Source organism: Flavobacterium sp. T50_26 (assembly GCF_057652995.1).
The window spans coordinates 1-23,800 of sequence record NZ_JBYFCC010000038.1; the positions used below are offsets into that span (position 1 = coordinate 1).

At 37.1% G+C, this 23,800-nt stretch carries 18 protein-coding genes, 1 tRNA gene and 1 pseudogene; 13 read left to right on the top strand and 7 right to left on the bottom strand.

Annotation, left to right across the window (positions count from 1 at the left end; genetic code table 11):
• Positions 1–1,176 precede the first annotated feature (1,176 nt).
• Entirely contained in the window at positions 1,177–2,757 is a 1,581-nt protein-coding gene (locus AC23MC_RS15740; protein ID WP_487569300.1) for a hypothetical protein, read from the bottom strand.
• Positions 2,758–3,508: 751 nt separating this feature from the next.
• Here AC23MC_RS15740 and AC23MC_RS15745 point away from each other — a divergent pair.
• Positions 3,509–3,916 carry a helix-turn-helix domain-containing protein gene (locus AC23MC_RS15745; RefSeq protein WP_487569301.1) on the top strand — a complete coding sequence of 136 codons (408 nt, stop codon included), beginning with the start codon at positions 3,509–3,511 and terminating at the stop codon, positions 3,914–3,916.
• An 11-nt stretch (positions 3,917–3,927) separates the two neighbouring features.
• Here AC23MC_RS15745 and AC23MC_RS15750 read toward each other — a convergent pair whose 3' ends face one another.
• The 4 genes from AC23MC_RS15750 to AC23MC_RS15765 form a co-directional block, all read right to left on the bottom strand.
• Complete coding sequence (locus tag AC23MC_RS15750) at positions 3,928–4,302, bottom strand: hypothetical protein (RefSeq protein ID WP_487569302.1); 375 nt, start codon at positions 4,300–4,302, stop codon at positions 3,928–3,930.
• A gap of 95 nt (positions 4,303–4,397) precedes the next feature.
• Positions 4,398–4,471 (bottom strand) — tRNA-Asn (locus tag AC23MC_RS15755).
• A gap of 89 nt (positions 4,472–4,560) precedes the next feature.
• On the bottom strand, positions 4,561–5,883 hold the full coding sequence (gene rseP / locus AC23MC_RS15760; RefSeq protein WP_487569303.1) for an RIP metalloprotease RseP: 1,323 nt from the start codon (positions 5,881–5,883) through the stop codon (positions 4,561–4,563).
• Between the two features lie 78 nt (positions 5,884–5,961).
• Positions 5,962–7,986: a M1 family metallopeptidase gene (locus AC23MC_RS15765; RefSeq protein ID WP_487569304.1), complete on the bottom strand. Its 2,025-nt coding sequence runs from the start codon at positions 7,984–7,986 to the stop codon at positions 5,962–5,964.
• An 86-nt stretch (positions 7,987–8,072) separates the two neighbouring features.
• Between AC23MC_RS15765 and serS the strand changes: the two genes are divergently transcribed.
• The 9 genes and pseudogenes from serS (at position 8,073) to AC23MC_RS15810 (ending at position 16,908) form a co-directional block, all read left to right on the top strand.
• Complete coding sequence (gene serS / locus AC23MC_RS15770; protein WP_487569305.1) at positions 8,073–9,344, top strand: serine--tRNA ligase; 1,272 nt, start codon at positions 8,073–8,075, stop codon at positions 9,342–9,344.
• Positions 9,345–9,419: 75 nt separating this feature from the next.
• On the top strand, positions 9,420–11,198 hold the full coding sequence (locus tag AC23MC_RS15775) for a tetratricopeptide repeat protein (protein WP_487569306.1): 1,779 nt from the start codon (positions 9,420–9,422) through the stop codon (positions 11,196–11,198).
• A gap of 66 nt (positions 11,199–11,264) precedes the next feature.
• Positions 11,265–11,594 (top strand): DUF4286 family protein, encoded by a 330-nt coding sequence (locus AC23MC_RS15780; RefSeq protein WP_291095646.1) that lies wholly within the window; start codon positions 11,265–11,267, stop codon positions 11,592–11,594.
• Between the two features lie 46 nt (positions 11,595–11,640).
• Entirely contained in the window at positions 11,641–12,420 is a 780-nt protein-coding gene (rsmA, locus tag AC23MC_RS15785) for a 16S rRNA (adenine(1518)-N(6)/adenine(1519)-N(6))-dimethyltransferase RsmA (RefSeq protein ID WP_487569307.1), read from the top strand.
• Positions 12,410–13,762, top strand: coding sequence for a magnesium transporter (mgtE, locus tag AC23MC_RS15790; RefSeq protein ID WP_487569308.1), 1,353 nt, complete (start codon positions 12,410–12,412; stop codon positions 13,760–13,762). The genes rsmA and mgtE overlap by 11 nt, the downstream gene beginning before the upstream one ends.
• Positions 13,763–13,946: 184 nt before the next feature.
• Positions 13,947–14,723: a pyrroline-5-carboxylate reductase gene (gene proC / locus AC23MC_RS15795; RefSeq protein ID WP_487569309.1), complete on the top strand. Its 777-nt coding sequence runs from the start codon at positions 13,947–13,949 to the stop codon at positions 14,721–14,723.
• Between the two features lie 94 nt (positions 14,724–14,817).
• Positions 14,818–15,690: pseudogene (locus AC23MC_RS15800) on the top strand (2-hydroxyacid dehydrogenase); the annotation flags it as partial.
• A 454-nt stretch (positions 15,691–16,144) separates the two neighbouring features.
• Entirely contained in the window at positions 16,145–16,468 is a 324-nt protein-coding gene (locus tag AC23MC_RS15805) for a TM2 domain-containing protein (protein ID WP_487569310.1), read from the top strand.
• A gap of 38 nt (positions 16,469–16,506) precedes the next feature.
• A complete protein-coding gene (locus tag AC23MC_RS15810; protein ID WP_487569311.1) occupies positions 16,507–16,908 on the top strand; it encodes a DUF805 domain-containing protein in 402 nt (133 codons plus the stop codon).
• A gap of 37 nt (positions 16,909–16,945) precedes the next feature.
• Here AC23MC_RS15810 and AC23MC_RS15815 read toward each other — a convergent pair whose 3' ends face one another.
• Complete coding sequence (locus tag AC23MC_RS15815; protein WP_487569312.1) at positions 16,946–18,742, bottom strand: GNAT family N-acyltransferase; 1,797 nt, start codon at positions 18,740–18,742, stop codon at positions 16,946–16,948.
• A 178-nt stretch (positions 18,743–18,920) separates the two neighbouring features.
• Here AC23MC_RS15815 and AC23MC_RS15820 point away from each other — a divergent pair, with 178 nt between their 5' ends.
• From AC23MC_RS15820 to AC23MC_RS15830, 3 genes are all read left to right on the top strand, one after another.
• Positions 18,921–19,682: an exodeoxyribonuclease III gene (locus AC23MC_RS15820; protein ID WP_487569313.1), complete on the top strand. Its 762-nt coding sequence runs from the start codon at positions 18,921–18,923 to the stop codon at positions 19,680–19,682.
• Between the two features lie 25 nt (positions 19,683–19,707).
• Positions 19,708–20,673 carry an OmpA/MotB family protein gene (locus tag AC23MC_RS15825; protein ID WP_487569314.1) on the top strand — a complete coding sequence of 322 codons (966 nt, stop codon included), beginning with the start codon at positions 19,708–19,710 and terminating at the stop codon, positions 20,671–20,673.
• Positions 20,674–20,823: 150 nt separating this feature from the next.
• Entirely contained in the window at positions 20,824–21,858 is a 1,035-nt protein-coding gene (locus AC23MC_RS15830) for an NADP(H)-dependent aldo-keto reductase (RefSeq protein ID WP_487569315.1), read from the top strand.
• A gap of 337 nt (positions 21,859–22,195) precedes the next feature.
• On the opposite strand, the gene AC23MC_RS15835 is transcribed toward AC23MC_RS15830, so the two are convergent.
• Positions 22,196–23,578 carry a PQQ-dependent sugar dehydrogenase gene (locus AC23MC_RS15835; protein ID WP_487569316.1) on the bottom strand — a complete coding sequence of 461 codons (1,383 nt, stop codon included), beginning with the start codon at positions 23,576–23,578 and terminating at the stop codon, positions 22,196–22,198.
• Positions 23,579–23,800: the final 222 nt, after the last annotated feature.

The following is a 23,800-nucleotide window of genomic DNA, read 5'->3' on the forward strand; positions in this document are numbered from 1 at the left end:
GAAGCATAAATTTCTTGTTCTGGGTTTTCCATATACATTTTTTTGTGTATAGCTATTTTAGGACAAGACATCCTAAATTAACTATATAGATTACTACATAAATACTATACTAGTTATACAACTATACTTTTTAATCTTACTCTTACTATACAGTTGTCTGTTGTTGGTTGTTCGTTGTCGGTTGTTGGTTGTTGGTTGTCTGACTGGCGTGACCTAAAATAACTATACGACAGGGCTATTTTTGGGTTGTTTGGTGTTAAAAATTTACCTTTTTTGGGTGTGAATTCGTTTCTTGTTTTGAAGTTGTTGTTTTTTTTGGTTTTGAGAGCTATCTTCCTGATTGTTTGTTGTTTAAGATTGTTGTTTTGGGTGTTGGATTCTAGAATTCAGTACCCCAAATTCGGGAATTCGGTAGTGCTTTGTTTGTGTAGTTGTCTTGAGGTGGTTAGTTTTGTCTTGTTCTATCGTTGGGTTGGGATTTGTGTTTTTGATCGATTCAGCTAAATCATTTTTGATTTATTTATTTGCCGATACCCGGCTGCGGTGGACTTGATTTTTATTTGCCATACAGTGCTTGTTAGTTAGAAAAGACTGCTCTTTGGAGTGGTCTTTTTTTTGTTGTCGGTTGTCTGTTGTCGGTTGTCTGTTGTTTAGGAGAGGTGTTTTAATGGGAAAGGTGTTTGCGGAGGAAGCTTCGATTGCTTTTTTTTTGGCCACGGATTAGGCGGATTTTTACGGATTTTGATAGTTAAGGAATAAAAGAGTTTACTGGCTTTTTTAACCGCGAAGGTCGCGAAGGAGGTCGCGGAGGGCACGGAGGACGCTTTGCTTTTTTTGTTTCTCACGGAAGGCACAGAAGGGACGCGTTGTTTGGTTTTTTTTACCGCAGAGAACGCAAAGGAGGTTGCGGAGGGCACTAAGACGCTTCGCTTGGTTTTTTTTGGAATACGGACCTGCCTGCCGGCAGGCAGGTTGGGCGGATGGGACGGATTTATACGGATTGTGTTTTTCCTCCCCCCCCCTCCCGATAGCTATCGGGACTCTCCGTAGGAGGGGGAGACGAGGTGTTGAAGTATTGTGTGTACATGTATATATGTGTCAATGAGGCAATGAGGCAATTAGACAATGTAGCAATGGGACAATGAGTCAATGAGTCAATGAGTCAATTGTGCAGATTTATTGTTCTTCTCGTTGTGCGGCTTCAAGTATTTTTGCGATTTCTGTTGCGATTTCGTGCAGGATCGAGAGGTCGGATTCTTGGATGAATTGAGAAGTATGATAAGGATTTAGGTGGTGGGTTATAAAATTAAACCAATCGAAACTTAGTTTATGAATCAGGTACTGCATCCGTTGGACGTTACTATCTGCCAATTCGCCTAAACGCCATAGAATAGAGATGGGCAGGTTGTTGGGATAATAACTCCATTTTGCATAGATTAGCACCTGACAAGTGCGGACTATAAAACTACTTAAGAGCAAGCTCCATGCTTCAACGTTATTTTTTTGACTATCAACGGACAATAAACGCATTGCATTCTGTAGATTATAACATTTTTCGCAGTACAACCATAAATCGGGATAGTCGGCTGTATAGGGTACATGCCAATGGATTTGAGCTAACGTTGCATCCCGTTCATAGATACTGAATTCTTGTTGCATGACTTTTTGCATAAAGAGTTGGTTCATGTATAAACGTCTTTGTATCCACGTACGGTTGTGTGCGATTGGTATGATTTCTATTTCTCCTTTCGTTTGTTTTTTTACTGTATCGAACCAATTAGCCAGTTGATGATTGCTAATTCCTTCACCTATGATGAACCAGTAGCGAATGGAACGAACGGTTTGATTTGATTGCTGGACTTCTACCCGATTGTATTCGTAGATGGATTCAATATTGGGATTGTCTGTGAAAAGTTGGAGAAGCTTGGGGTTATCGTAGTTTGGTTTGGATGGGAATGTTTTTTGCTTTTTTACCTTTTCTTTTGCTCCATTTTTGAGTTGTTTACACAAATTGATCGTGATCTCGCACAATAGCGTCTCGTTTGCTTGGATGGCAGCCAGGAATTCTGTTTCGAGCATACTGCAATCGTCTGCTCTCTTAGAGTATTCCAGCACTTCGATTAGGTAGAAGGACGTGGCTGTTTTTTTTACAAATGCTTTTGAGATGGCAGTGCTGTAGCAAGACAAACGCAATAAACGTTGGGTGAGTCCTTCTTCGGTGCATGTCGAACCAAAGAGCAGCCATTCTATATGGAATAGATGGTGGGCATATAGTGAATGGAATAGATTGAACACTGTGAGAATTGCGTCTTCTTTCTCTGCTTTTTTAGCTTCAGTTAAAAAGAGGTCTTGGTCGTGGAAATAGGTTTCTTTCCATTTTTTGAATTTTTTTAGGGTTTTGCGGTACGGTTTCGTTTTGAACTCGACTCCCTCTGCTTTATAAATGGCTTTTTCGGGCTGAGTATGGTAGTTTAAAAACAAGGTACCTTGGCGTTGGTGTGAAAGCATAATGCTATGACTGATAAAAAGAACCGTGACTCCGTGTTTGTGGTAGGCTTTTTTGACCCACTTTTGTTTTTGCCATTTGGCGGCATTGGCCTCATTGTTTAGAAGTACCATTACGCAAGGGTGATTACTTCCTATGATTGTGCTAACAAACATTGCCTCGACGGCTTGTTGTTTGGATAAAAAGTGTATTTGCTCTACGACCGGTTGAGGTAGCGAAGCGGTTTTTGATGTGTCTAGTTTTGTGTTCATAGTTTGTGATTTTGTGGCTAAGTTATGGAGGGTGAGTGCGGTAGGGAACTATGGAGGGTTGTATTGTACTAATTGGAGTTGGTAACGTACGGGTTGGGGTTCAGGTTTGCTCCGCCAGTTGGCCTTTGGGCTCGTGTCAGGTTACAGTAGAAGTTTTTTTTCTCACGGAAGGCACTGAAGACACAGAATGGACGCTTCGCTTGGTTTTTTTTAACCGCAAAGGACGCGAAGGAGGTCGCAAAGGGCACTAAGACGCTTCGCTTTAAATGGGACACGGACCTGCCTGCCGGCAGGCAGGTTGGGCGGATGGGACGGATTTATGCGGATTTTGATAGCTTCGCTATATTTGGATTAGAGGGGATTCGTTTTGTGGGATATTTTCTTTTGAAGGAATTTTTTTTACTGGAAAGGAGGACGCTTCGCTTTTTTGTTTCTCACGGAAGGCACAGAAGGGACGCTTCGCTTGGTTTTTTTAACCACAAAGGTCGCAAAGAGGGTCGCTAGGGGCACGAAGACGCTTCGTTTTTTTTGTTGGGCCACGGACCTGCCTTCCGGCAGGCAGGTTGGGCGGATGGAACGGGTTTTGACGGATTTTGTTTTTATGGTTTGGGCTATTTGCACTAGATTGGGCAGCCCCTCTGCTGAAGTGTACCACGTGGATTGGTTATTTACCAGCTTAGTTTTGTATTTTACCACTCATTTTTTCCTTTTTGGACATGGATGATTGCAAACAATTTTATATATTTGGCTTATGAATACAACAGCCAAACCCAAACACATCGGGCGGAACATTAGCCGCATTCGTGAACTTAGAGGAATGAAGCAAGAAGCTTTGGCCTTTGCTATTGGTGTAAGCCAACAGACGATTTCGAATATTGAGAATAGTGAAAGTATTGAGGATGATAAATTGCAAGAAATTGCGAAAGCGTTGGATGTAAACACCGAAGTTTTAAAGAACTTTTCAGAAGAAGCTGTTTTTAATATTATTGGTAACACTGTTCATAATCATGATAATGGAGCCTTATTTAATTATCAACCCACATTTAATCCAATAGAGAAATTAATAGAAGTCTTTGAAGAAAATAAAGAACTTTATAAAGCTTTACTTCAAGCAGAAAAGGACAAAGTTGCTTATTTAGAGAAGCTCCTCAACAAATAGTCTTCATATTATTAAAAATACCCACTAATGCATTTCTTAATGAAATGCATTTTTTGTTGTATATTAGTAATAAAAAAATTAATCTTAGTGATATCATAATCTAAATCATCAGTTCTTATTTCTATTAAAGAAAGAGTTTTAGTTACTTGAGTTGTCAAAAACATCTCGAAATAATCTTTAAAATAAACTCTTACTAGTGTAACTGGTTCATTAAGCTTATAAGAGTCTTTGTAGTATTCTATAAAACCTTGTTCTCTATAATTTACTTGTGAGTTATTTGTATGGTTATAAAAATTATCCTCATACTTCATCAAAGTTTCCTTATTCAGGAAGGTTTCAAAGAAGAGTAAAGGTTTAAATTTTGTAGATTCTTTAAATAGTTGCATAAACAAATTTATAAAAATAACTATTTGTTTAACCTATGTTTAACCTAATAAAACAAAAAAGACCTCACATCTCTGTGAAGTCTTTTCTCTAGTAGCTCCCCCTCTTGGGCTCGAACCAAGGACCCTCTGATTAACAGTCAGATGCTCTAACCAACTGAGCTAAGGAGGAAGGTATATAACCTTTTTTGCGAGTGCAAATATAAAGCGAAAAATGATTTATCCAAACAAAAACTTCACTTTTTTACACATTTTATTTTATTATTTTCCGGTAACCAAATGCCAGATATCGTTACCAAATACTAATGCCATCAATGTCAGCAAGATAACCACTCCGATTGTTTGGGCTACTTCTAATGTTTTTTCAGTTGGTTTTTTGCGGGTAATCATTTCAATCAAAATAAATACCGCATGACCACCATCTAATCCCGGAATCGGAAGCACATTCAAGAATGCCAACCACACCGAAAACATCGCTGTAAACGACCAGAAGAATGTCCAATCCCACGTTGGTTTAAAGATTTTAAACATTCGCAACGGACCGCTCACTTGTTTGTAGGCTTCTGTTTTGGTATTAAAAATTACTTTAAATTGTTTTATCTGTCCGGTTAAGGTAGAAATCGTTTTGTTAAATCCGGCCGGAATAGATTGTGCAAACGAAACTTCTTTCGTTACATAAGCCTCTTCCAACGTTTTAAAACGATTTGAGAAACCAAGTTTAGCTTCTGCAGTTGTTTTGGCTTTAATGACCAACGTTTCGTTTCCTCTTATGACTTTTAGATTAACTGAGTCGTTTTTATGTTGAGCGATAGCTGTATTGTACTCGTCAAAATAAGCGGTGTTTTTGTCATTAACCGCTACAATTTTATCGCCTTTTTTCAATCCGGCTATATCGGCTTGCATTCCGGGAACTATCGAATCAACTACTGTTTCTTCACGAGCAGACAGAAAGTTCTTTCCTGCTCTTTTAATTACGTCACGTTTCCCTTCATCAGACAAATCAAATGTTACTTCTTTTCCATCTCTGAGAACCGTAATATCATCTCCAAATAAAATTTCCAATGGCAATTGTTCAAATTTTGCTTGTGATTTACCATCTACTTTCAAAATTTGATCACCGTTTTTTAAACCTAGAATTGTTCCAACAGAATCCACTGCAATTCCGTGGGTGATTTTTGAATTATCAATAAAATTATCTCCATGATTAATGAAAAGACAGGCATAAATAATCCAAGCCAGAAAGAAATTCACAATCACACCACCCATAATGATGATTAAACGTTGCCAAGCCGGTTTACTTCGGTATTCCCAAGGTTGAGGTTCTTGTTTCAATTGCTCCTTGTCCATGCTTTCGTCAATCATTCCGGCAATTTTTACATAACCGCCCATTGGGAGCCATCCGATACCGTATTCGGTTTCACCGATTTTTTTCTTAACTAAAGAAAACCAAGGGTTAAAGAAAAGATAGAATTTTTCAATTTTTGTTTTAAAGTATTTAGCGGGTAAAAAATGACCTAATTCGTGCAGTATTACCAAAAAAGAAAGACACAAGATTAATTGTGCTATTTGAATTAATGTTTCCATTGATGTGTTTTAAATTTCAAAATCGTGCACAAAAGTAAGGTTTTCACTTTACAATTGAATTGATTTTGTTAAATGGAGTTAGTTTTTTATAAATTTTTTATGAAAAGTTCCTTCGGAAGTAAGTAAGCTAATATAATAAATCCCGCTGGAAAGTTCTGAAACGTCACTATTTGAATTGTTAGTTTCTTTAATTTGTTGACCTAAATGATTAAAAATAATTGCTTTTTCAAAGTTAATGGTTTCAGGAACTTGAATAGTTAATTTCGTTGAAGCAGGATTAGGATATAACTGAATCATATTTGCCAAATCAACATCATTTAATCCTAACGTAGCGGTATTAAAATTTGAAATAATGTGTTTATTCGGGTCAAATTCAAAATCAACAATCGTAAACGGAACATTCACAATAAACTCTTGTTCGTTTGTTGTATGTTCAACTACAAAATCAAAAGTCTGACCGTTAGAGCCATACACTCTTATTTCCACAGGCATTTCAAAGAAACTTACACTTGGATGCGATTGATTTTGGTTTAAATAAACTGCTACTTGGTTGTTACCACTGTTTCCAACCGAAACATCATAAGAGGGAAAACCTTGTCCGTAGACCCAATCTTCAAAAAACTCCGTTAAATCCATTCCCGAAGTAGCTTCCAAATGCATTTGTAAATCATCTGTTACTGCGTATCCAAAAGCTAAAAGTGGATCGGCTAAGAAATTTTTTAACCCTTGGTAGAAATTTTCATCGCCTATTTTCCAACGTAACATGTGAGCAACCATCGCACCTTTGTTATAACTCAAGCGGCTGCTGAAAATTCTGCCTACATTGGTTGCCTCAAAATTATTTAAATAAACCGCACCCGAGTTAGACGAAGTGATGTTGTTGATTAAATTTGTTTTCCAATTTACAAAACTTGCCGGGCCATCAAAATCTTCTACAACCAAACCGGATAAATAGGTTGCTAAACCTTCATTCAACCAAATATCTTTCCAGGTTCCACACGTTACTTTATTACCAAACCATTGGTGAGCCAACTCATGAGCAATTAGATTTCGACCAAAGCTTCCCATAAACGAAACGGTGGTGTGTTCCATTCCGCCGCCAATATTGGTTTGTGCATGACCATATTTTTCACTCGCAAACGGATAGGTTTCAAACAATTCTTCGAACAAATCCATGATGGGAAGTGTAACCGCCAAACTATTTTGAGTGGATGATGCATTTTCCGGATAAATATAATTCACAATTGGAAATTCGTTGGGAGCTGTTCCTGCTTGTTGGGTAAATACAGTATAATTCGTCACTGCAATAGCAATCAAATAAGCCGGAATTTTATAATTGTGCTGAAAATGGGTTGTTTTTGTGCCATTTCCGTTATCAATTACACTTTGTTGCACACCATTTGCCACACTAACATATTGCGAAGGAGCCGTTATAAAAACATCAATTGAATCTATTTTATCATTCAAATCTTGTTTGCATGGCCACCAATCTCTTCCACCAAAAGGTTGAGACAAAGTCCATAAAACAGGAACACCATTATGCTCATCAATAGAGAAACCTTCTTCGGCTGTGTCTGGAGCACCTGCATAACTTATTGAAATAGTGTTAGTTGTTCCTGAAGAAATAGTATTTGGAAATGTGATAACAAGTTCTTTGCTGTTTGCATCGTGAATAAAGGACAACGATTGATTGTTCATCATTACAGCACCTACTGTTATTCTGCTTGAAAAGTAGGGGTTATTTGTATTGGTAATTCTTCCTAAATCAAACGTAATCGAATTCATGTTTTCCAACGCAACAAAATCGGTCGTAACATTTCCGCTGATGAAATATTCTGCCGGATCAACTTCAAATTCTAATCTATGATAAATTACATCATAATTAAGCGTATTCGGATTTACTTGAATATCAAAAGTAGACGAAGAAGATTTTAATTCGGCTTCTGCAATTTCATTTATTTCGTTCAGGTAATCTTGTGCGGTAATTGAAAAGCTTGCAAAAAGAAATAAAAATAGTAGGATTTTATTCATTTTATTTAAAAATTGATTGCCAAATGTAGAAAATTGTATTGATTTATCATATTTCTTTCTGTTTTTTAGCATTTGTTCAAACCTTTTTGATTTTCAGAAACTGTTCTTTTCGTTCCAAAACATTTATGTACATTTGCCTTCGCAAAAAAACAATTATTATGTTACAATTGGCTGTTATTCGTGAGAATAAAGAAAAAGTGATTAAAGCATTGGCTAAAAGAAATTTAGATGCCAACAATTTAGTAGAAACGGTTTTAGATTTAGATGAAAAAAGAAGAGCTACTCAGGTAGAATTAGACAATATTCTGGCTGAATCCAATCTTCTTTCGAAAGAAATTGGCGAAATGATGAAATCGGGCGAAAAAGCAAAAGCAGAAATCGTCAAACAAAAAACAGCTCAATTAAAGGAGAAAAGTAAAGAATTGTCTGAAAAATTAGAAGTATTTACCACTTCTCTTTCCGAAGAATTATATAAAATTCCAAACACGCCGGCCGACATCGTTCCGGAAGGAAAAACGCCTGAAGATAACTTAACCGTTCATCAAGAAGGTGATATTCCGGTTTTGCACGAAGGTGCTTTGCCACATTGGGACTTAGTGAAAAAATATGACATCATCGACTTTGAATTAGGTGTAAAAATCACTGGTGCAGGTTTTCCGGTTTACAAAGGAAAAGGAGCAAGACTTCAACGTGCGTTGATCGCTTATTTTTTAGATAAAAATACAGCAGCGGGTTACCAAGAATACCAAGTGCCGCATTTGGTAAACGAAGCATCCGGTTTTGGAACCGGACAATTGCCAGACAAAGAAGGACAAATGTACCATGCTGGGATTGATGATTTATATTTAATTCCAACTGCTGAAGTTCCGGTTACGAATTTGTTCCGCGATGTAATTTTAAACGAAAATGAATTACCGATTTTGTGCACAGCCTACACTCCTTGTTTCAGAAGAGAAGCAGGTTCATATGGAGCTCACGTGCGTGGTTTAAACCGTTTACATCAGTTTGACAAAGTAGAAATTGTTCGTATCGAGCATCCTGATAATTCTTATAAAGCGTTAGATGGAATGGTAGAGCATGTAAAAACCTTGTTGCAAGAGTTGAAATTGCCGTACCGAATTTTGCGTTTATGCGGTGGCGACATGGGCTTCACATCCTCTTTAACCTATGATTTTGAAGTGTTTTCAACCGCTCAAGACCGTTGGTTGGAAATCAGTTCTGTCTCTAATTTTGAAACGTTTCAAGCCAATCGTTTGAAGTTGCGTTTTAAAGATAAAGACGGAAAAAACCAATTGGCCCACACGTTAAACGGAAGTTCATTGGCTTTGCCAAGAGTTTTAGCCGGAATCATTGAAAATTATCAAACTCCGGATGGAATTGTGATTCCTGAAGTTTTGCGTCCGTACACCGGATTCGACATAATCAATTAAAAAAGTTAATCTTTATACAATCAATGTACTAATTGGCCAAAAAAAGCTATTTTAGTACATTGTTTTTTAAACGCTATGCACAAATTTATTATTCTACTCTTTCTGATTTGCTCGTCAATTGTTTCATCGCAAAATGAACAATTGGCACAGAACTATTATGAACGAGGCGAATTTGAAAAAGCATTGCTTAGTTATCAAGAACTTTTGAAAACCCAACCCTCTAACGGAATTTACTTTCTTCGAGTGGTTGATTGTTACCAACAATTGCTGCAGTTTGATAAGGCGGAAACTGCTCTTCAGGAACGATTGACCAAGTTCAACATGGCGAATTTGTATGTGGAATTGGGATACAATTTTCAGCTCCAAAAAAATCAGGAAAAAGCCGATTTGAATTATAAAATAGCCATCGAAAAAATAAAAGAAAATCCTTCGAATGTGTATGGAATAGCCTCTTCTTTTGAAAAGAAAGTGTTATTAGACTATGCTTTGCAGGCCTATCAAACAGCGATTTCATTAGACCCAAAATACAAATTTAATTATCAAATGGCTCAAGTTTACGGGCAAATGGGCAAGCAAGACATGATGATTGAAAAGTATTTGGAAGAAATGTATGAAAATCCGCAAAACAGCGTCATGGTTCAAAATCAATTGACTCGATTTATGAATGATGAAGCGGGAGATTCTTTTAATGAAATGCTTCGAAAAGCTTTGTTGGTAAAGGTTCAAAAAAACCAAGATCTCTTTTGGAATCAAATGTTAAGCTGGTTTTTCGTACAACAAAAAGAATATGGAAAAGCTTTTATTCAGGAAAAAGCCATTTATAAAAGAGAACCGGATTCTTTTTCAAACATTGTCAATTTAGCCGAATTAGCTATTGAAGAGAATGAAGATGAAATTGCCGGTGAAATTCTGTCGTTTATTTTAGAAAATACTCAAGATTTAGATTTACAGATTTTTGCACAAGAGTATTTGATGCGAATTAAAATTGAAAAAGCTAAAGAAGCAGATTATACTAAAATTGAAACTGAAATAGAACTTTTATTGAAACAATATGGCGTTAGTCCGTATTCGTTGGCTTTACAACGGTTACAAGCAGAATTTTTGGCCTTTTATCAAAACAATCCCGAAAAAGGAAAGTTAGTTTTGCAAAAAGCAATGGAGCTACCGTTAAACAAATTCCAATTAGCGGAAGCCAAAATGGAATTGGCAGATATTTTATTGTATGAAGAAAAATTCAATCAAGCGTTGTTGTATTATTCACAAATTGAAGAAGATTTAAAAAATGACGTTTTGGGTCACGAAGCCAGTTTGAAAGCCGCCAAAACCAGTTATTTTAAAGCCGATTTTGATTGGGCGTTAACGCAGTTAAAAGTATTAAAATCAGCTTCCACGCAGCTTATTGCGAATGATGCTTTGGAATTATTTCTGCTAATCAACGACAACACTGTCGCAGATTCCACACGAACTGCTTTAAAAAAATTCTCCAAAGGCGATTTTTACTTATATCAAAATAAAAATCAAGAAGCATTGACTCAATTTCAGCAAATTTTGAAAGATCATAAAGGTGAAGAAATTGAAGACGAAGCAATTCTCAGAATTGGACAAACCTACCAAGAATTAAAAGATTACAACAACGCCTTGTCGTTCTACCAACAAATTATTGACAATCATCCGGAAAGCATTTACCGTGATGAAGCTTTATTTTTCTCGGCAGAAATCTACAACAAGCATCTTAGTCAACCCGAAAAAGCAAAACCATTATACGAAGCCGTTCTTTTTAATCACCAAGACAGCATTCATTTTGTCGAAGCCCGAAAGAATTTCAGGCAGCTTCGTGGCGATTCAAATTTATAATATAAAGTTTCTTCAGCCGTTCCTCTTTCGTATGAACAATAGCTGAGATTTTCTTAAAAACAATCTATGATTTTATACAACGTAACCATCAACATCGATCAATCCGTTCACGACCAATGGCTGCATTGGATGCAAAGCAAACACATCAGTGACGTTTTGGCCACCGGAAAATTCACTTCTGCCCGAATGGTAAAAGTATTAGTGGAAGAAGAAGGCAGTACGACCTATTCCATTCAATACACCGCAGAAAACAAAGAAAAATTGGAGAGCTATTACCGTGAAGACGCTCCACGTTTACGTCAAGAAGGACTCGCTCTTTTTGCTGATAAAATGCTGGCATTTCGAACAGAATTGCAAGTCATCAGTGAACATTTCCCGAAATCTGCACTGCAGTAAATCTCAGCATCTCAGTTACTCAGCAACTTAGCACCTCACCACAAAAATGGATAAAGTAAGAGCAAAAAAACACCTCGGTCAACATTTTCTAAACGATGAAAACATCGCCCAAAAAATAGCCGATTCACTCACGTTGGAAGGATATCGAAACGTCTTGGAAATAGGTCCGGGAATGGGTGTGCTAACCAAATACCTGCTCGAAAAACCCATTACAACTTACGTGATTGAAATTGATACAGAATCAGTGACGTATTTGCAAAGCCACTATCCAAAATTAGACGGAAAAATCATTTCAAAAGATTTTCTAAAATACAATTTATCAGAAGTTTTAGGAACCGAGCCCTTTGCTATCATTGGAAATTTTCCCTACAATATTTCTACCCAAATTGTTTTTAAAACGTTGGAGTTGAGAAACCAAATTCCTGAATTTTCAGGGATGTTTCAAAAGGAAGTTGCTGAACGCATTTGCGAAAAAAAGGGAACAAAAGCCTACGGAATTCTATCCGTTTTAACCCAAGCTTTTTACGAAGCACAATACCTTTTTACTGTTTCAGAACACGTTTTTACACCGCCACCGAAAGTTAAATCAGGTGTTTTACGTTTAAAACGAAAAGAAAACTATCAATTGCCTTGCGACGAAAAATTATTTTTTACTGTGGTGAAAACCGCTTTCAACCAACGTAGAAAAACACTTCGTAACAGTTTAAAAACATACCAACTGTCTGATAATTTAAAAGAAGATAGTATCTTTGACCTCAGACCGGAACAACTTTCGGTTGAACAATTTATCGAACTCACGCAAAAAATAGCCGCCGATGGAGTTTAAAATCAGCAGAGAATTTCTCAGTCAAATTGAGCAATTAATTAAGGAAAATAAGGAGCAGGAACTTCTCGACTTGCTTCAAGAAATCCACTATGCTGATATTGCCGAAATCATGGAAGAACTCGATGATTACGGAGCTATTTACATTTTTAACACGTTAGATTCCGAAAAAACATCCGAAATTCTTCTCGAATTAGATGAAGAAGTTCGTGTAAAAATCCTTCGAAAATTAACGCCAAAAGAAATTGCTGAAGAGTTAGACGAACTTTCCACCGATGATGCGGCCGACATTATTGCCGAACTTCCACAAGAGCGAAAAGAGCAAGTAATCTCTGAGTTGGAAGACGTTGAACACGCCAAAGACATTGTCGATTTGTTGCGTTACGACGAAGATTCTGCCGGAGGTTTAATGGGAAAAGAGCTCGTGAAAGTCAACGAAAACTGGAACGTACTCACGTGTGTAAAAGAAATGCGAATACAAGCTGAAAACGTTTCTCGTGTACATTCGATTTACGTTGTAGATGACGAAAATCGCCTGAAAGGTCGTCTATCGCTCAAAGATTTATTGACCACTTCCACCAAAACACCTATCAGCGAAGTCTACATTCCAAAAGTAGATTACGTGAAAGTCGATACCAAAGATGTCGAAGTCGCTCGAATTATGCAAAAATACGACTTAGAAGCCATTCCCGTTGTAGATGAATTAGGTCGTTTGGTTGGTCGAATCACCATCGACGACATCATCGACGTGATTAAAGAAGAAGCCGACAAAGATTACCAGTTAGCAGCCGGTATCTCGCAAGACGTTGAAGCGGATGACAGCATTCTTGAACTTACAAAAGCTCGCCTTCCTTGGTTGGTTTTGGCACTTTTAGGAGGATTCATCGCCGTAAAAGTCTCTGGACAATTTGAAGGAGCAATGGAAGAATACGGTGTTTTATTCTTTTTCACTCCGCTAATCGCAGCAATGGCAGGAAATGTAGGTGTTCAATCCTCCGCAATTATCGTTCAAGGTTTAGCAAACAACACGTTGGGCGGAACCATTTGGCAACGACTTTATAAAGAAATGCGGTTGAGTCTTTTCAACGGCCTAATTCTTTCCGTCATTCTTCTTTTGGGTAGTCATTTTCTGCTCGGAGTGGAATATATTATCGGCATCACCGTCGCCATCGCACTCATTTCCGTAATTGTTATTGCCTCCCTTATTGGGACGTTTGTACCCATCACATTAAACAAATACGGCATTGATCCCGCATTGGCCACCGGACCGTTTATTACCACCAGCAACGACATTTTCGGAATTTTAATCTATTTTTCCATCGCAAAAGCCATCTTGGGATTCTAAAATTTGTATTTTTAGGGTGCCAAAACCTGCTATCCGCTGCAATCTTTTTCAGTCCGGCTTGTTTTTGTAAGCCCAAAAAAGAGCTTCTTTCAGTCACTTTTTTTGAGCAACAAAAACAAAGCCCGCCTTTCAAAAGGATTTCCGCTACTATCAGGGGCACAAACTGTAAATCAAACCATAAGCCATGAATATTCACATCATTGGAGGAGGTAACTTAGGTGTTGCTATTGCAATAGGATTAGCCAATTATTCCAAAGGAAATCGCATCACCATTACCCGCAGAAATACGGCTCAAATTCAGCATTTATCTCAAAATGGAATCACTGTTTCTTCCAACAACATCGAAAACATTAATCAAGCCGATTTGATTATTCTCGCCATCAAACCCTATCAAATCGACACGGTTTTAAACGAAATTCTACCCCATATTTCCAACAAAATAATCGCTTCTGCAGTCAGTGGCGTTTCGTTGGAAACCTTGCAACAAAAGACAAAAGGAGCACATCCCATCGTTCGGATTATGCCCAACATTGCCGCTCAATTTGCCGAAAGTGCCACTTGTATTTCGTTTTCAGAACAAAACAAAGAAGCGGGCGAACAAGTCGTCGCCCTTTTCAATCACCTCGGAACCGCCATCGTCATCGAAGAAAAATTAATGGATGCCGCCACCGTTCTTGGTGCGTGCGGAACTGCGTATGCATTGCGATACATCCGTGCCTCTATGCAAGCAGGAATTGAAATCGGTTTTGATGCTCAAACTGCATTAGCCATCGCATCACAAACCGCTAAAGGAGCAGCTAAAATGGCTTTGGAAGAAAAAATTCATCCGGAACAATTAATTGATAGAGTAACCACGCCGCAAGGTTGCACCATTGTTGGATTGAACGAAATGGAACATCGCGGATTTAGTTCGGCGTTGATTCGCGGGATTAAAACGTCGTTGCAAAAAATAAAAGAATAATTGTTTTAAATAGATAAAAATTTTGGACACAAAAAAAATAAAAATCCTCCATCTCGATTCCAATCATCCACTTTTGTGGGAGCAATTGGGAGCAATGGGTTTTGAAAATCATCAGGATTATACTTCATCTAAAGAAGAAATAGAAACTAAAATTCAAGATTATCAAGGAATCGTTATTCGTAGCCGATTTAAAATCGACAAAACATTTTTAGATAAAGCCACCAACTTAGAATTTATCGCTAGAGTAGGAGCAGGGTTAGAAAGTATCGATTGCGACTATGCCATTTCTAAAAACATTCACCTCATCGCCGCTCCCGAAGGTAACCGAAATGCGGTGGGCGAACACGCATTAGGAATGTTACTTTCGTTAATGAACAAATTAAACCAAGCCAATCAATCTGTCAAAAACGGAAACTGGCTCCGTGAAGGTCATCGTGGTTATGAATTGGATGGAAAAACGGTCGGAATCATCGGTTATGGAAATATGGGAAAAGCATTTGCCAAAAAACTCCGTGGTTTTGATGTGGATGTTTTATGCTATGATATTTTACCTTTTGTTGGCGACCAAAATGCCAAACAAGTTTCGTTGGAAGAAGTACAGCAAAAAGCCGATGTCCTTTCGCTTCACATTCCGTGGACACCCGAAACGGATAAAATGGTCAATGAACAATTTATAAATTCATTTACCAAATCATTTTGGTTCATCAATACCGCTCGCGGAAGAGCAGTTGTGACAGCCGATGTAGTAAAAGCACTCGAATCCGGAAAAATTCTCGGTGCCGGATTAGATGTGTTGGAATACGAAAAACTCTCCTTCGAAAAATTATTCGAAGGTGAAAAACCGGAAGCGTTTACCTCTTTATTAGAAGCCGAAAACGTTTTACTTTCGCCACACATTGCCGGATGGACGTTTGAAAGTCATGAAAAATTAGCACAAGTTATCGTTGATAAAATCAAAGCAATCTATTTTCCAATAGAAGAAACATCAGAAATAAAAAGAGTAACCGGAATTGGCGGCTTCTTTTTTAAAGCAAACGATTCTAAAAAATTAGTGGAATGGTATGGCAAACATTTAAGCTTAAAAACAGACCAATATGGCTCCACTTTTTGGTGGAAAGACAAAGAAGGCAACGATTGTTCAACCCAATGGTCACCGTTTGCAGAAGATACAACCTATTTTTCTCCTTCCGAAAAACAATTTATGCAAAATTTCCGCGTAGAAAATTTAGAACTGCTTTTAGAAAAATTAAAGCAAGAAGGTGTAACAATTGTTGGTGATATGGAGACTTATGATTACGGAAAGTTCGGATGGATTTTAGACCCAGAAGGAAATAAAATTGAACTTTGGGAGCCAATTGACAAAGCATTTCAATAATTTTTATATTTTTATAATCATTTTTCAACTTAATCAATCAAATTTCATGGAGACAACTCGACCATCAGAAGACTGGAATAAACCTAATCAAAATTTACCCAGACAGGAAAATAAAAAGATTTTAGCAGGCATTCTAGCCATTTTATTAGGATCACTGGGCGTTCACAAATTTATTCTTGGCTATAACCAAGAAGGCATAATTTTATTAGCCATTTCAATTGTTGGCTATGCTACACTTTGCTTTCTAATTGGTGCTTTTATTATCTGGATTCCGGGAATAATTGGTTTAATTGAAGGAATAATTTACTTAACCAAATCAGACGAAGAATTTTACAATACGTACCAATTGAATAAAAGACCTTGGTTTTAAATACCATTAGATTTTTGATTTAAAATTAAAAAGAACTTATGTTTCAATGGTATAAAAAAGTGGTTTTTGAAAACTATGCTAATTTTAGTGGAAGGGCAAGAAGGTCAGAATACTGGTATTTTGCTCTTGTCAATCTTTTAATAGCTATTTTGGCTTTTATAATTGATAGCTTTTTAGGATTAAATTTTGATGAAGGATCAGGCGGGCCGTTATATCTATTGGTGGCATTAGGAACTTTATTGCCAGGATTAGCAGTAATGGTAAGAAGATTGCATGATCAAAATAAAAGTGGATTATACGTTTTAATTGTTTTTGTACCACTTATTGGCTCAATTTGGTTGTTAATTCTTTTATTTACAGATGGTACAAGCGGTAAAAATAAATACGGAGATGACCCAAAAAACCCCTTCGAAGAAATAAATGAAATCGGTCTAGAATAAAACAAAAAAGTCTCCAAATTTGGAGACTTTTTCTTTTTTAACCTTTATCTTTTTTCTCCAGTTCGGCTTGAAATTCTTCCATCACCGGCTTAACCGTGCTTTCAGGCAAATCGGATATTCTGATATACATTAATCCATCCACTGCATTGTTGAAAAGCGGATCCACATTAAATGCAACCACACGAGCATTTTGTTTGATGTATTTTTTAATCAAAACCGGCAAACGCAAATTGCCCGGTTCTACTTCGTCTATAATTTTATCAAATTTGTTTAAATCGGCTTCTGTTTCATTGAATACAAAATCCTTGTCGGCATCTTTCAATTTCACTTTATATTCCTTTTTCGGATGAATGTATTGAGCCACCCAAGGGTCATAATAATGCGATTTCATAAACTCAATCATTAATGATTTAGAAAAATCTGAAAATTGATTACTAATGCTCACGCCACCTATCAAATATTTGTGTTCGGGATAACGAAGCGTGGTGTGCACAATACCCTTCCATAACAAAAATAACGGCATTGGTTTTTGCTGATAGGCTTCAATAATGAATGCCCTTCCCATTTCGATGGATTTGCTCATCATGTCATACAACTCAGGCTCAAAACGGAATAATTCATGCAAATAAAACCCGTCAATACCATATTTCCCATAAATCTGTGAACCAAATCCCATTCGATAAGCTCCTGCAATCATTTGAGCATCATCGTCCCATAAAAACATGTGATGATAATATTTGTCGTACTGATCTAAGTCGAGTGATTCGTTTGTTCCTTCGCCAATAGCTCTAAACGTAATTTCACGCAAACGACCTATTTCGTGCAAGATATTCGGAATTTTATCGGCGGTAACCAGATATACCTGATAATTTTTACTTTGTAACAAACGGTAGTCACTCTTTTCTTTAAGAATTGCCATTTCTTCCAAAATTTTATCATGATTAGCCGGTTTTGCAATTTCTTTCGGACTTTTCGGAAATTTTAAACTTGGAGCTGCCAGAAGTTTGTTGCCTTTTTCAAAAGCATTGGCAAGCATATACGTCTTTTTTCTAAGAAATTCTGAATACGATTCAATGCTTTCGTATTCATTTTGCTCTGCTACAGAAATTGGTTTTCCGATTCTAACTTTAATCACACGTTTTTTCTGCGTTAATAATTCAGAAGGCAATTTTGCAGTTCGGAACGTATCATTCAAACTCGATAAAAAGTAAAACAATCGACTGTTTTTTGCGTGAAAATAAATAGGAACAACCGGAACTTGAGCTTTTCGGATGACTTTAATGGCACCTTCTTCCCAAGGTTTATCAACAACCAAAACACCGTCTTTGTAGGTGGAAACTTCTCCGGCAGGAAACATTCCCAAAGGTTTTCCATCACTTAAATGGCGAAGCGTTTCTTTAATTCCGACTACACTCGATTTAGCATCTTTATGATTTTCAAACGGATTCACCGGCATGATATACGGTTTCATCGGTTCGATTCTGTGCAATAAAAAATTGGCAATGATTTTGAAATTGGGTTCGCGTTCCAACATTAATTTCAACAACAGAATACCGTCAATTCCACCAAGCGGATGATTGGAAACAGTGATATACGGACCTTCTTTTGGGAGACGTTTTAAATCTTCTTCGGGAATCTCAAATTTAATCTGAAATTCATCCAAAATGCTGTTGAGAAAAGTTACTTCCGATAAATGTTTATTTCGATTGTAGATTTTGTTTAACGTAGAAATCTTCAATACCTTCATCAGTAACCAACCAATGGATGTACCAATGAAACCGTATTTGTCAACATTTATTGCTTTGGCAACCTCTTTCGCGGTAACTAACCCCATTCGTTATTTATTGTTTGTGTGGTTTTGGTGAAAGTAACAAATATAGTAATTCTGACAGTATCAAATTCAAAAAAATGCACAAAAACTGTAAGTTGTTAAACATTTATTATAATATTGAATTGTAGTTTTACTACTCAAGGTTTTTACCTATTTTTGAAAAACTTTATCAATAATTTTAATGAGAATTATTTCCTATAATGTAAACGGAATTCGAGCTGCCATAACCAAAGGTTTTTTAGATTGGCTTCAACAGGCAAATCCGGATATCATTTGTTTACAAGAAATCAAAGCCACTGAAGATCAGATTCCAACAGAAGCTATCACAGCAGCCGGCTATCCTTATCAATATTATTTTTCAGCTCAAAAAAAGGGATATAGTGGTGTTGCCATTCTATCCAAAACAGAGCCCAAAAATGTGGTTTTCGGAACCGGAATTCCCGAAATGGATTTTGAAGGAAGAAACCTGAGAGCCGATTTTGAAGATTTTTCGGTGATGAGTTTATATCTTCCATCGGGGACAAACATTGATCGATTAGATCATAAATTCAAATATATGGATGATTTTCAAATGTATATCAATGCATTGAAAATTGATTTTCCAAACTTAATTATTGCCGGTGATTACAACATTTGTCACGAAGCAATTGATATTCATGACCCGATTAGAAATGCAACCGTTTCCGGATTTTTACCTTCTGAAAGAAAGTGGATTGATGGTTTTATGAATAGCGGATTCATTGACAGTTTCCGTCATTTCAATAAAGAACCTCATCATTATTCGTGGTGGAGTTACCGTGCGAATGCCCGAAACAATAATAAAGGTTGGCGGATTGATTATCATTTGGTGAGCGAACCCATGCGAGACCGATTAAAAAGAGCAGTCATTCTTCCGGAAGCCAAACATTCCGATCATTGCCCGATTTTAGTAGAAATTGATTAAAAATAAACCTCAAATAAATAACAAAATGATTAAAAAAGTTTCTTTACTTCTGCTTGTTGCAGCTTTGTCTGCTTCATGTGTTTCCAAAAAAGTGTTCAATGAATTGGAAGGAAAATATGCCACCTTGAAAAAGCAACAACGTGAATTATCGGATGAAAATCACAGTTTGGAAAAAACGAAAAATAAATTAGAAAATGATTTAAAGTTAAACCAAGATGAATTAGCAAAAGTAAAAGCTGAACGCGATAAATTACTAAATGATTACACTGCCGCTTCCAATAATTTAAAAACGTTGCAAACTTCCTATTCTGCATTAGAAAAAAATTCAGATGAAGCGTTGCAGGCGAATATGAAGAAAAACAGAGAATTATTAGCTCAATTGGATGCCAAAGAAAAAGCATTGGCAGCCGAACAAGAACGTTTAAATAAATTGCAAGCCGATTTAAAAGATCGTTCACAACGCGTAGATGAATTGGAAGGATTGATTTCTGCCAAAGAAGAAAGCATGCGAAAACTAAAAGAAACACTTTCCAAAGCCTTAAATAGTTTTGAAGGAAAAGGACTTACCGTTGAGCAAAAAAACGGAAAAGTATATGTTTCAATGGAAAATAAATTACTTTTTCAAACCGGAAGTTGGGCTGTTGGTACCGAAGGTAAAAGAGCCGTTGTTGAGGTTGGAAAAGTACTCGCTCAAAACCCCGACATCACCGTTTTAATTGAAGGTCATACCGACAATGATAAAATATTAGGTTCAATTGGTGGCGGAATCGAAAACAACTGGGATTTATCGACCAAGCGTGCAACTGCCATCGTGAACATTTTAGCCGAAAACAAAGGTGTTTTAAAAGAAAATTTAACGGCTGCCGGACGTGGCGAATTTGCTCCGTTAATGTCAAATGATTCTCCGGAAGGAAAAGCCAAAAACCGCAGAATTGAAATTATTTTGACTCCGAAATTAGATGAAATCTCTAAAATGTTGAATGATTTGTAGAAAGTTGCTGAGTAGCTGAGATGCTGAGTAGCCGAGTTTAACTCCTCAGCAACTCAGCTTTTCAGCAACTCAAATTAAAATATTAATTCTAAGTTAACTAAAAATGCTCAGTCACTCAGCATCTCAGTCGCTCAGCAACTCAGAAAAAAAATGAAAACCACCACCATACCCAACACCTCACTTAAAATCAGTACAATCTGTTTAGGAACGATGACTTTTGGCGAACAAAACTCCGAAAGTGAAGCTCACGAACAATTGGATTATGCCGTTTCTCGCGGAATTAATTTTATTGATACCGCCGAAATGTATCCCATCGCTTCCCGAAAAGAAACCTTTGGAAGCACCGAACGATTCATTGGTAGTTGGTTAAATAAAAGAGGTAGACGTGACGATTTAATCATCGCCACCAAAATCGCCGGACCCAATCGTGGGATGGAATACATCAGAAAACCACTTGATTTTTCGGCAAAAAGCATCAAAGAAGCAGTTGATTTAAGTTTGAAAAACCTGCAAACGGATTACATCGATTTATACCAAATGCATTGGCCGGAACGGGTGATGAATATGTTTGGTAAAAGAGGTCTAACCGAAATTGATACGAACTGGAATGAAAATTTTGCAGAAGTTTTATCTGTGTATGACGAACTAATCAAAGCCGGAAAGATTCGGCACATTGGTGTTTCCAACGAAGCTCCGTGGGCAGTGATGAAGTTCATCAGCGAAAGCGAAAAACATAATTTACCGCGAATTGCCACGATTCAAAATCCGTATTCCTTATTAAATAGGTTGTTTGAAGTAGGTTTAACCGAAGTTTGTATGCGAGAAAATATCGGATTAATGGCTTATTCTCCATTAGGTTTCGGCATTTTATCCGGCAAACATTTAAACGGAACACAACCCAATTCCCGAATAGATTTGTTTCCACATTTCACTCGCTATACTTCTGAAAATTCAACCAAAGCAACAAAATTATACCAAGAATTAGCTCATAGTCATGGTTTAACTTTATCCCAAATGGCACTGGCTTTTGTGCAACAACAACAGTTTGTGATGAGCACAATTATTGGAGCAACTTCCTTAGCACAACTAAAAGAAAATATCGATTCGCATGAAATTGTTCTTTCTGAAGAGATTTTGAAAGAGATTGATGCGATACAGGAGATGATTCCGAATCCGGCACCGTGAGTTATCGGTTGTCGGTTATCTGTTGTCCGTTGTTGGTTGACTGTTATTAGTCGCAGGATACCCCGCAATCTTGTCATTCCGACGAAGGAGGAATCTCAGTTACAGTTTTATACAATCGTGTAAAAAGCAATCCAAAACTTTGTGCCTTAACTTCTTTGTGGTAAAAAACCTCACCCCAGCCCTCTCCAAAGGAGAGGGAGACAGGGCGTGGTAAAATTTATGATAATTTAGCAGTAACTAATCCGCTTTAATCCATTATAGCGAAGCTGTCAAAATCTGCGTAAACCCGCGTTTTGCAAAGCAAATCCGTTCAATCCGTGTTCCATTTCCGAGAAGGTTAGTTCACCACCAATTTACTCGTAAAACTACCCCCATTCACATCTTCAACAGAAACAAAATACAATCCCGAAGTAAGATTATCAATAGCAACAGTAGTCAATTCTACATCATCCATTTTTTGATTGGCAACTCTTTTTCCCATCGAATCATAAATAGTCAATTCATTTAAATTCAATAAATTAGAATTTCTTATTGTAAATGAATTATCAGCCGGATTTGGATATAAACTCAACCCATTTTGCTGAAAATCATTCGTTCCCAAACTCGTATCAATTACTTTTGAAATAATACCGCTGGGAGTTTCAGCAACATATAGTTGTCCATTTATATCTTCACCAAAAGTAGTAAAATCTACATTTACGCCAAAACTTGTAGTCCACGTTATAGCTCCACCCGCATTATTAATAAAACCAATTCGTCCTGCACAATAATCGGCAAACACATATTTTCCTTGTAAGTTAGGGTAGGTAGTGCCTCTGTAAACATATCCTCCGGTTACAGCACAATTACCACCTCCTAAATTATAATTAGCAACCGGAAAAGTATAGTTTGAAATATCTTGGCAACCAGTGGTATTATAAGGAACATTCGCTTCATAGCATCGCCAACCAAAATTTAAGCCTGCGGTTAACGGTTGCGGTATTTTGTTAATTTCTTCACGAGCATTCTGACCCACATCGGCAATCCATAAGTCGCCGGTTTCTTTGTCAAACGAGAACTTCCAAGGGTTACGCATCCCAACGGCCCAAATCTCATCTTCGCCTGCAATACCCACATAAGGATTATCTTCCGGAATAGCATATCCCGACTCAACATCAACATCAATACGAAGTATTTTTCCAAGCAACGAGTTCATGTTTTGTCCGTAATTGCTGGGATCGCCAGCTCCACCACCGTCACCCATACCGATGTATAAATAACCATCCGGACCAAAATTGAGCGAACCACCATTGTGATTTCCTGCAGGTTGAGCAATGGTTAACAAAATTTGTGCACTGGCTGGATCACCACTATTTTCATCGGTAGAACTTACAGTGTATTTTGCAATCACAGTTGCTCCACCGGTTGTTCGAGTATAATTTACATAAAAAAAGCCATTTGTTTCATAATCCGGATGAAAGGCGAGACCCAGTAATCCTTGTTCATTTCCATTTGTAGTAATTAGTGATGACAAGTTTAAAAAAGGTGTAGCGTTGATGGTTCCGTTTGGATTGAGAATACGAATTAATCCTCCTTTTTGAACCACAAATAAACGGTCGTCACCGGCATTCACGATGGCAACCGGATTCGAAAAACCGGAGGCAAACGTTTGAAGACCTATTGTTTGCGAAAAAACACTCGACGCAAACAGTAAAACACATAATTGTAATATTCTTTTCATAGCATTTTTGTTTTTGGAATTAGTAAAATTAATAAAAAAATGCAAACTGTGCTAATTAGAAACAAGTTAGCCATTGATTGCGTTAAAAATTAAATGATATACGCTACTTTTTAGGAATTGGTTTTCTGTTTATTAATTCTATAATTGGTACTATAACATAAACTGTGTAAGTAGAAAAAATAATGGGGTTTTAAAACCCCATTATTTTTTTGTTTAATTTTA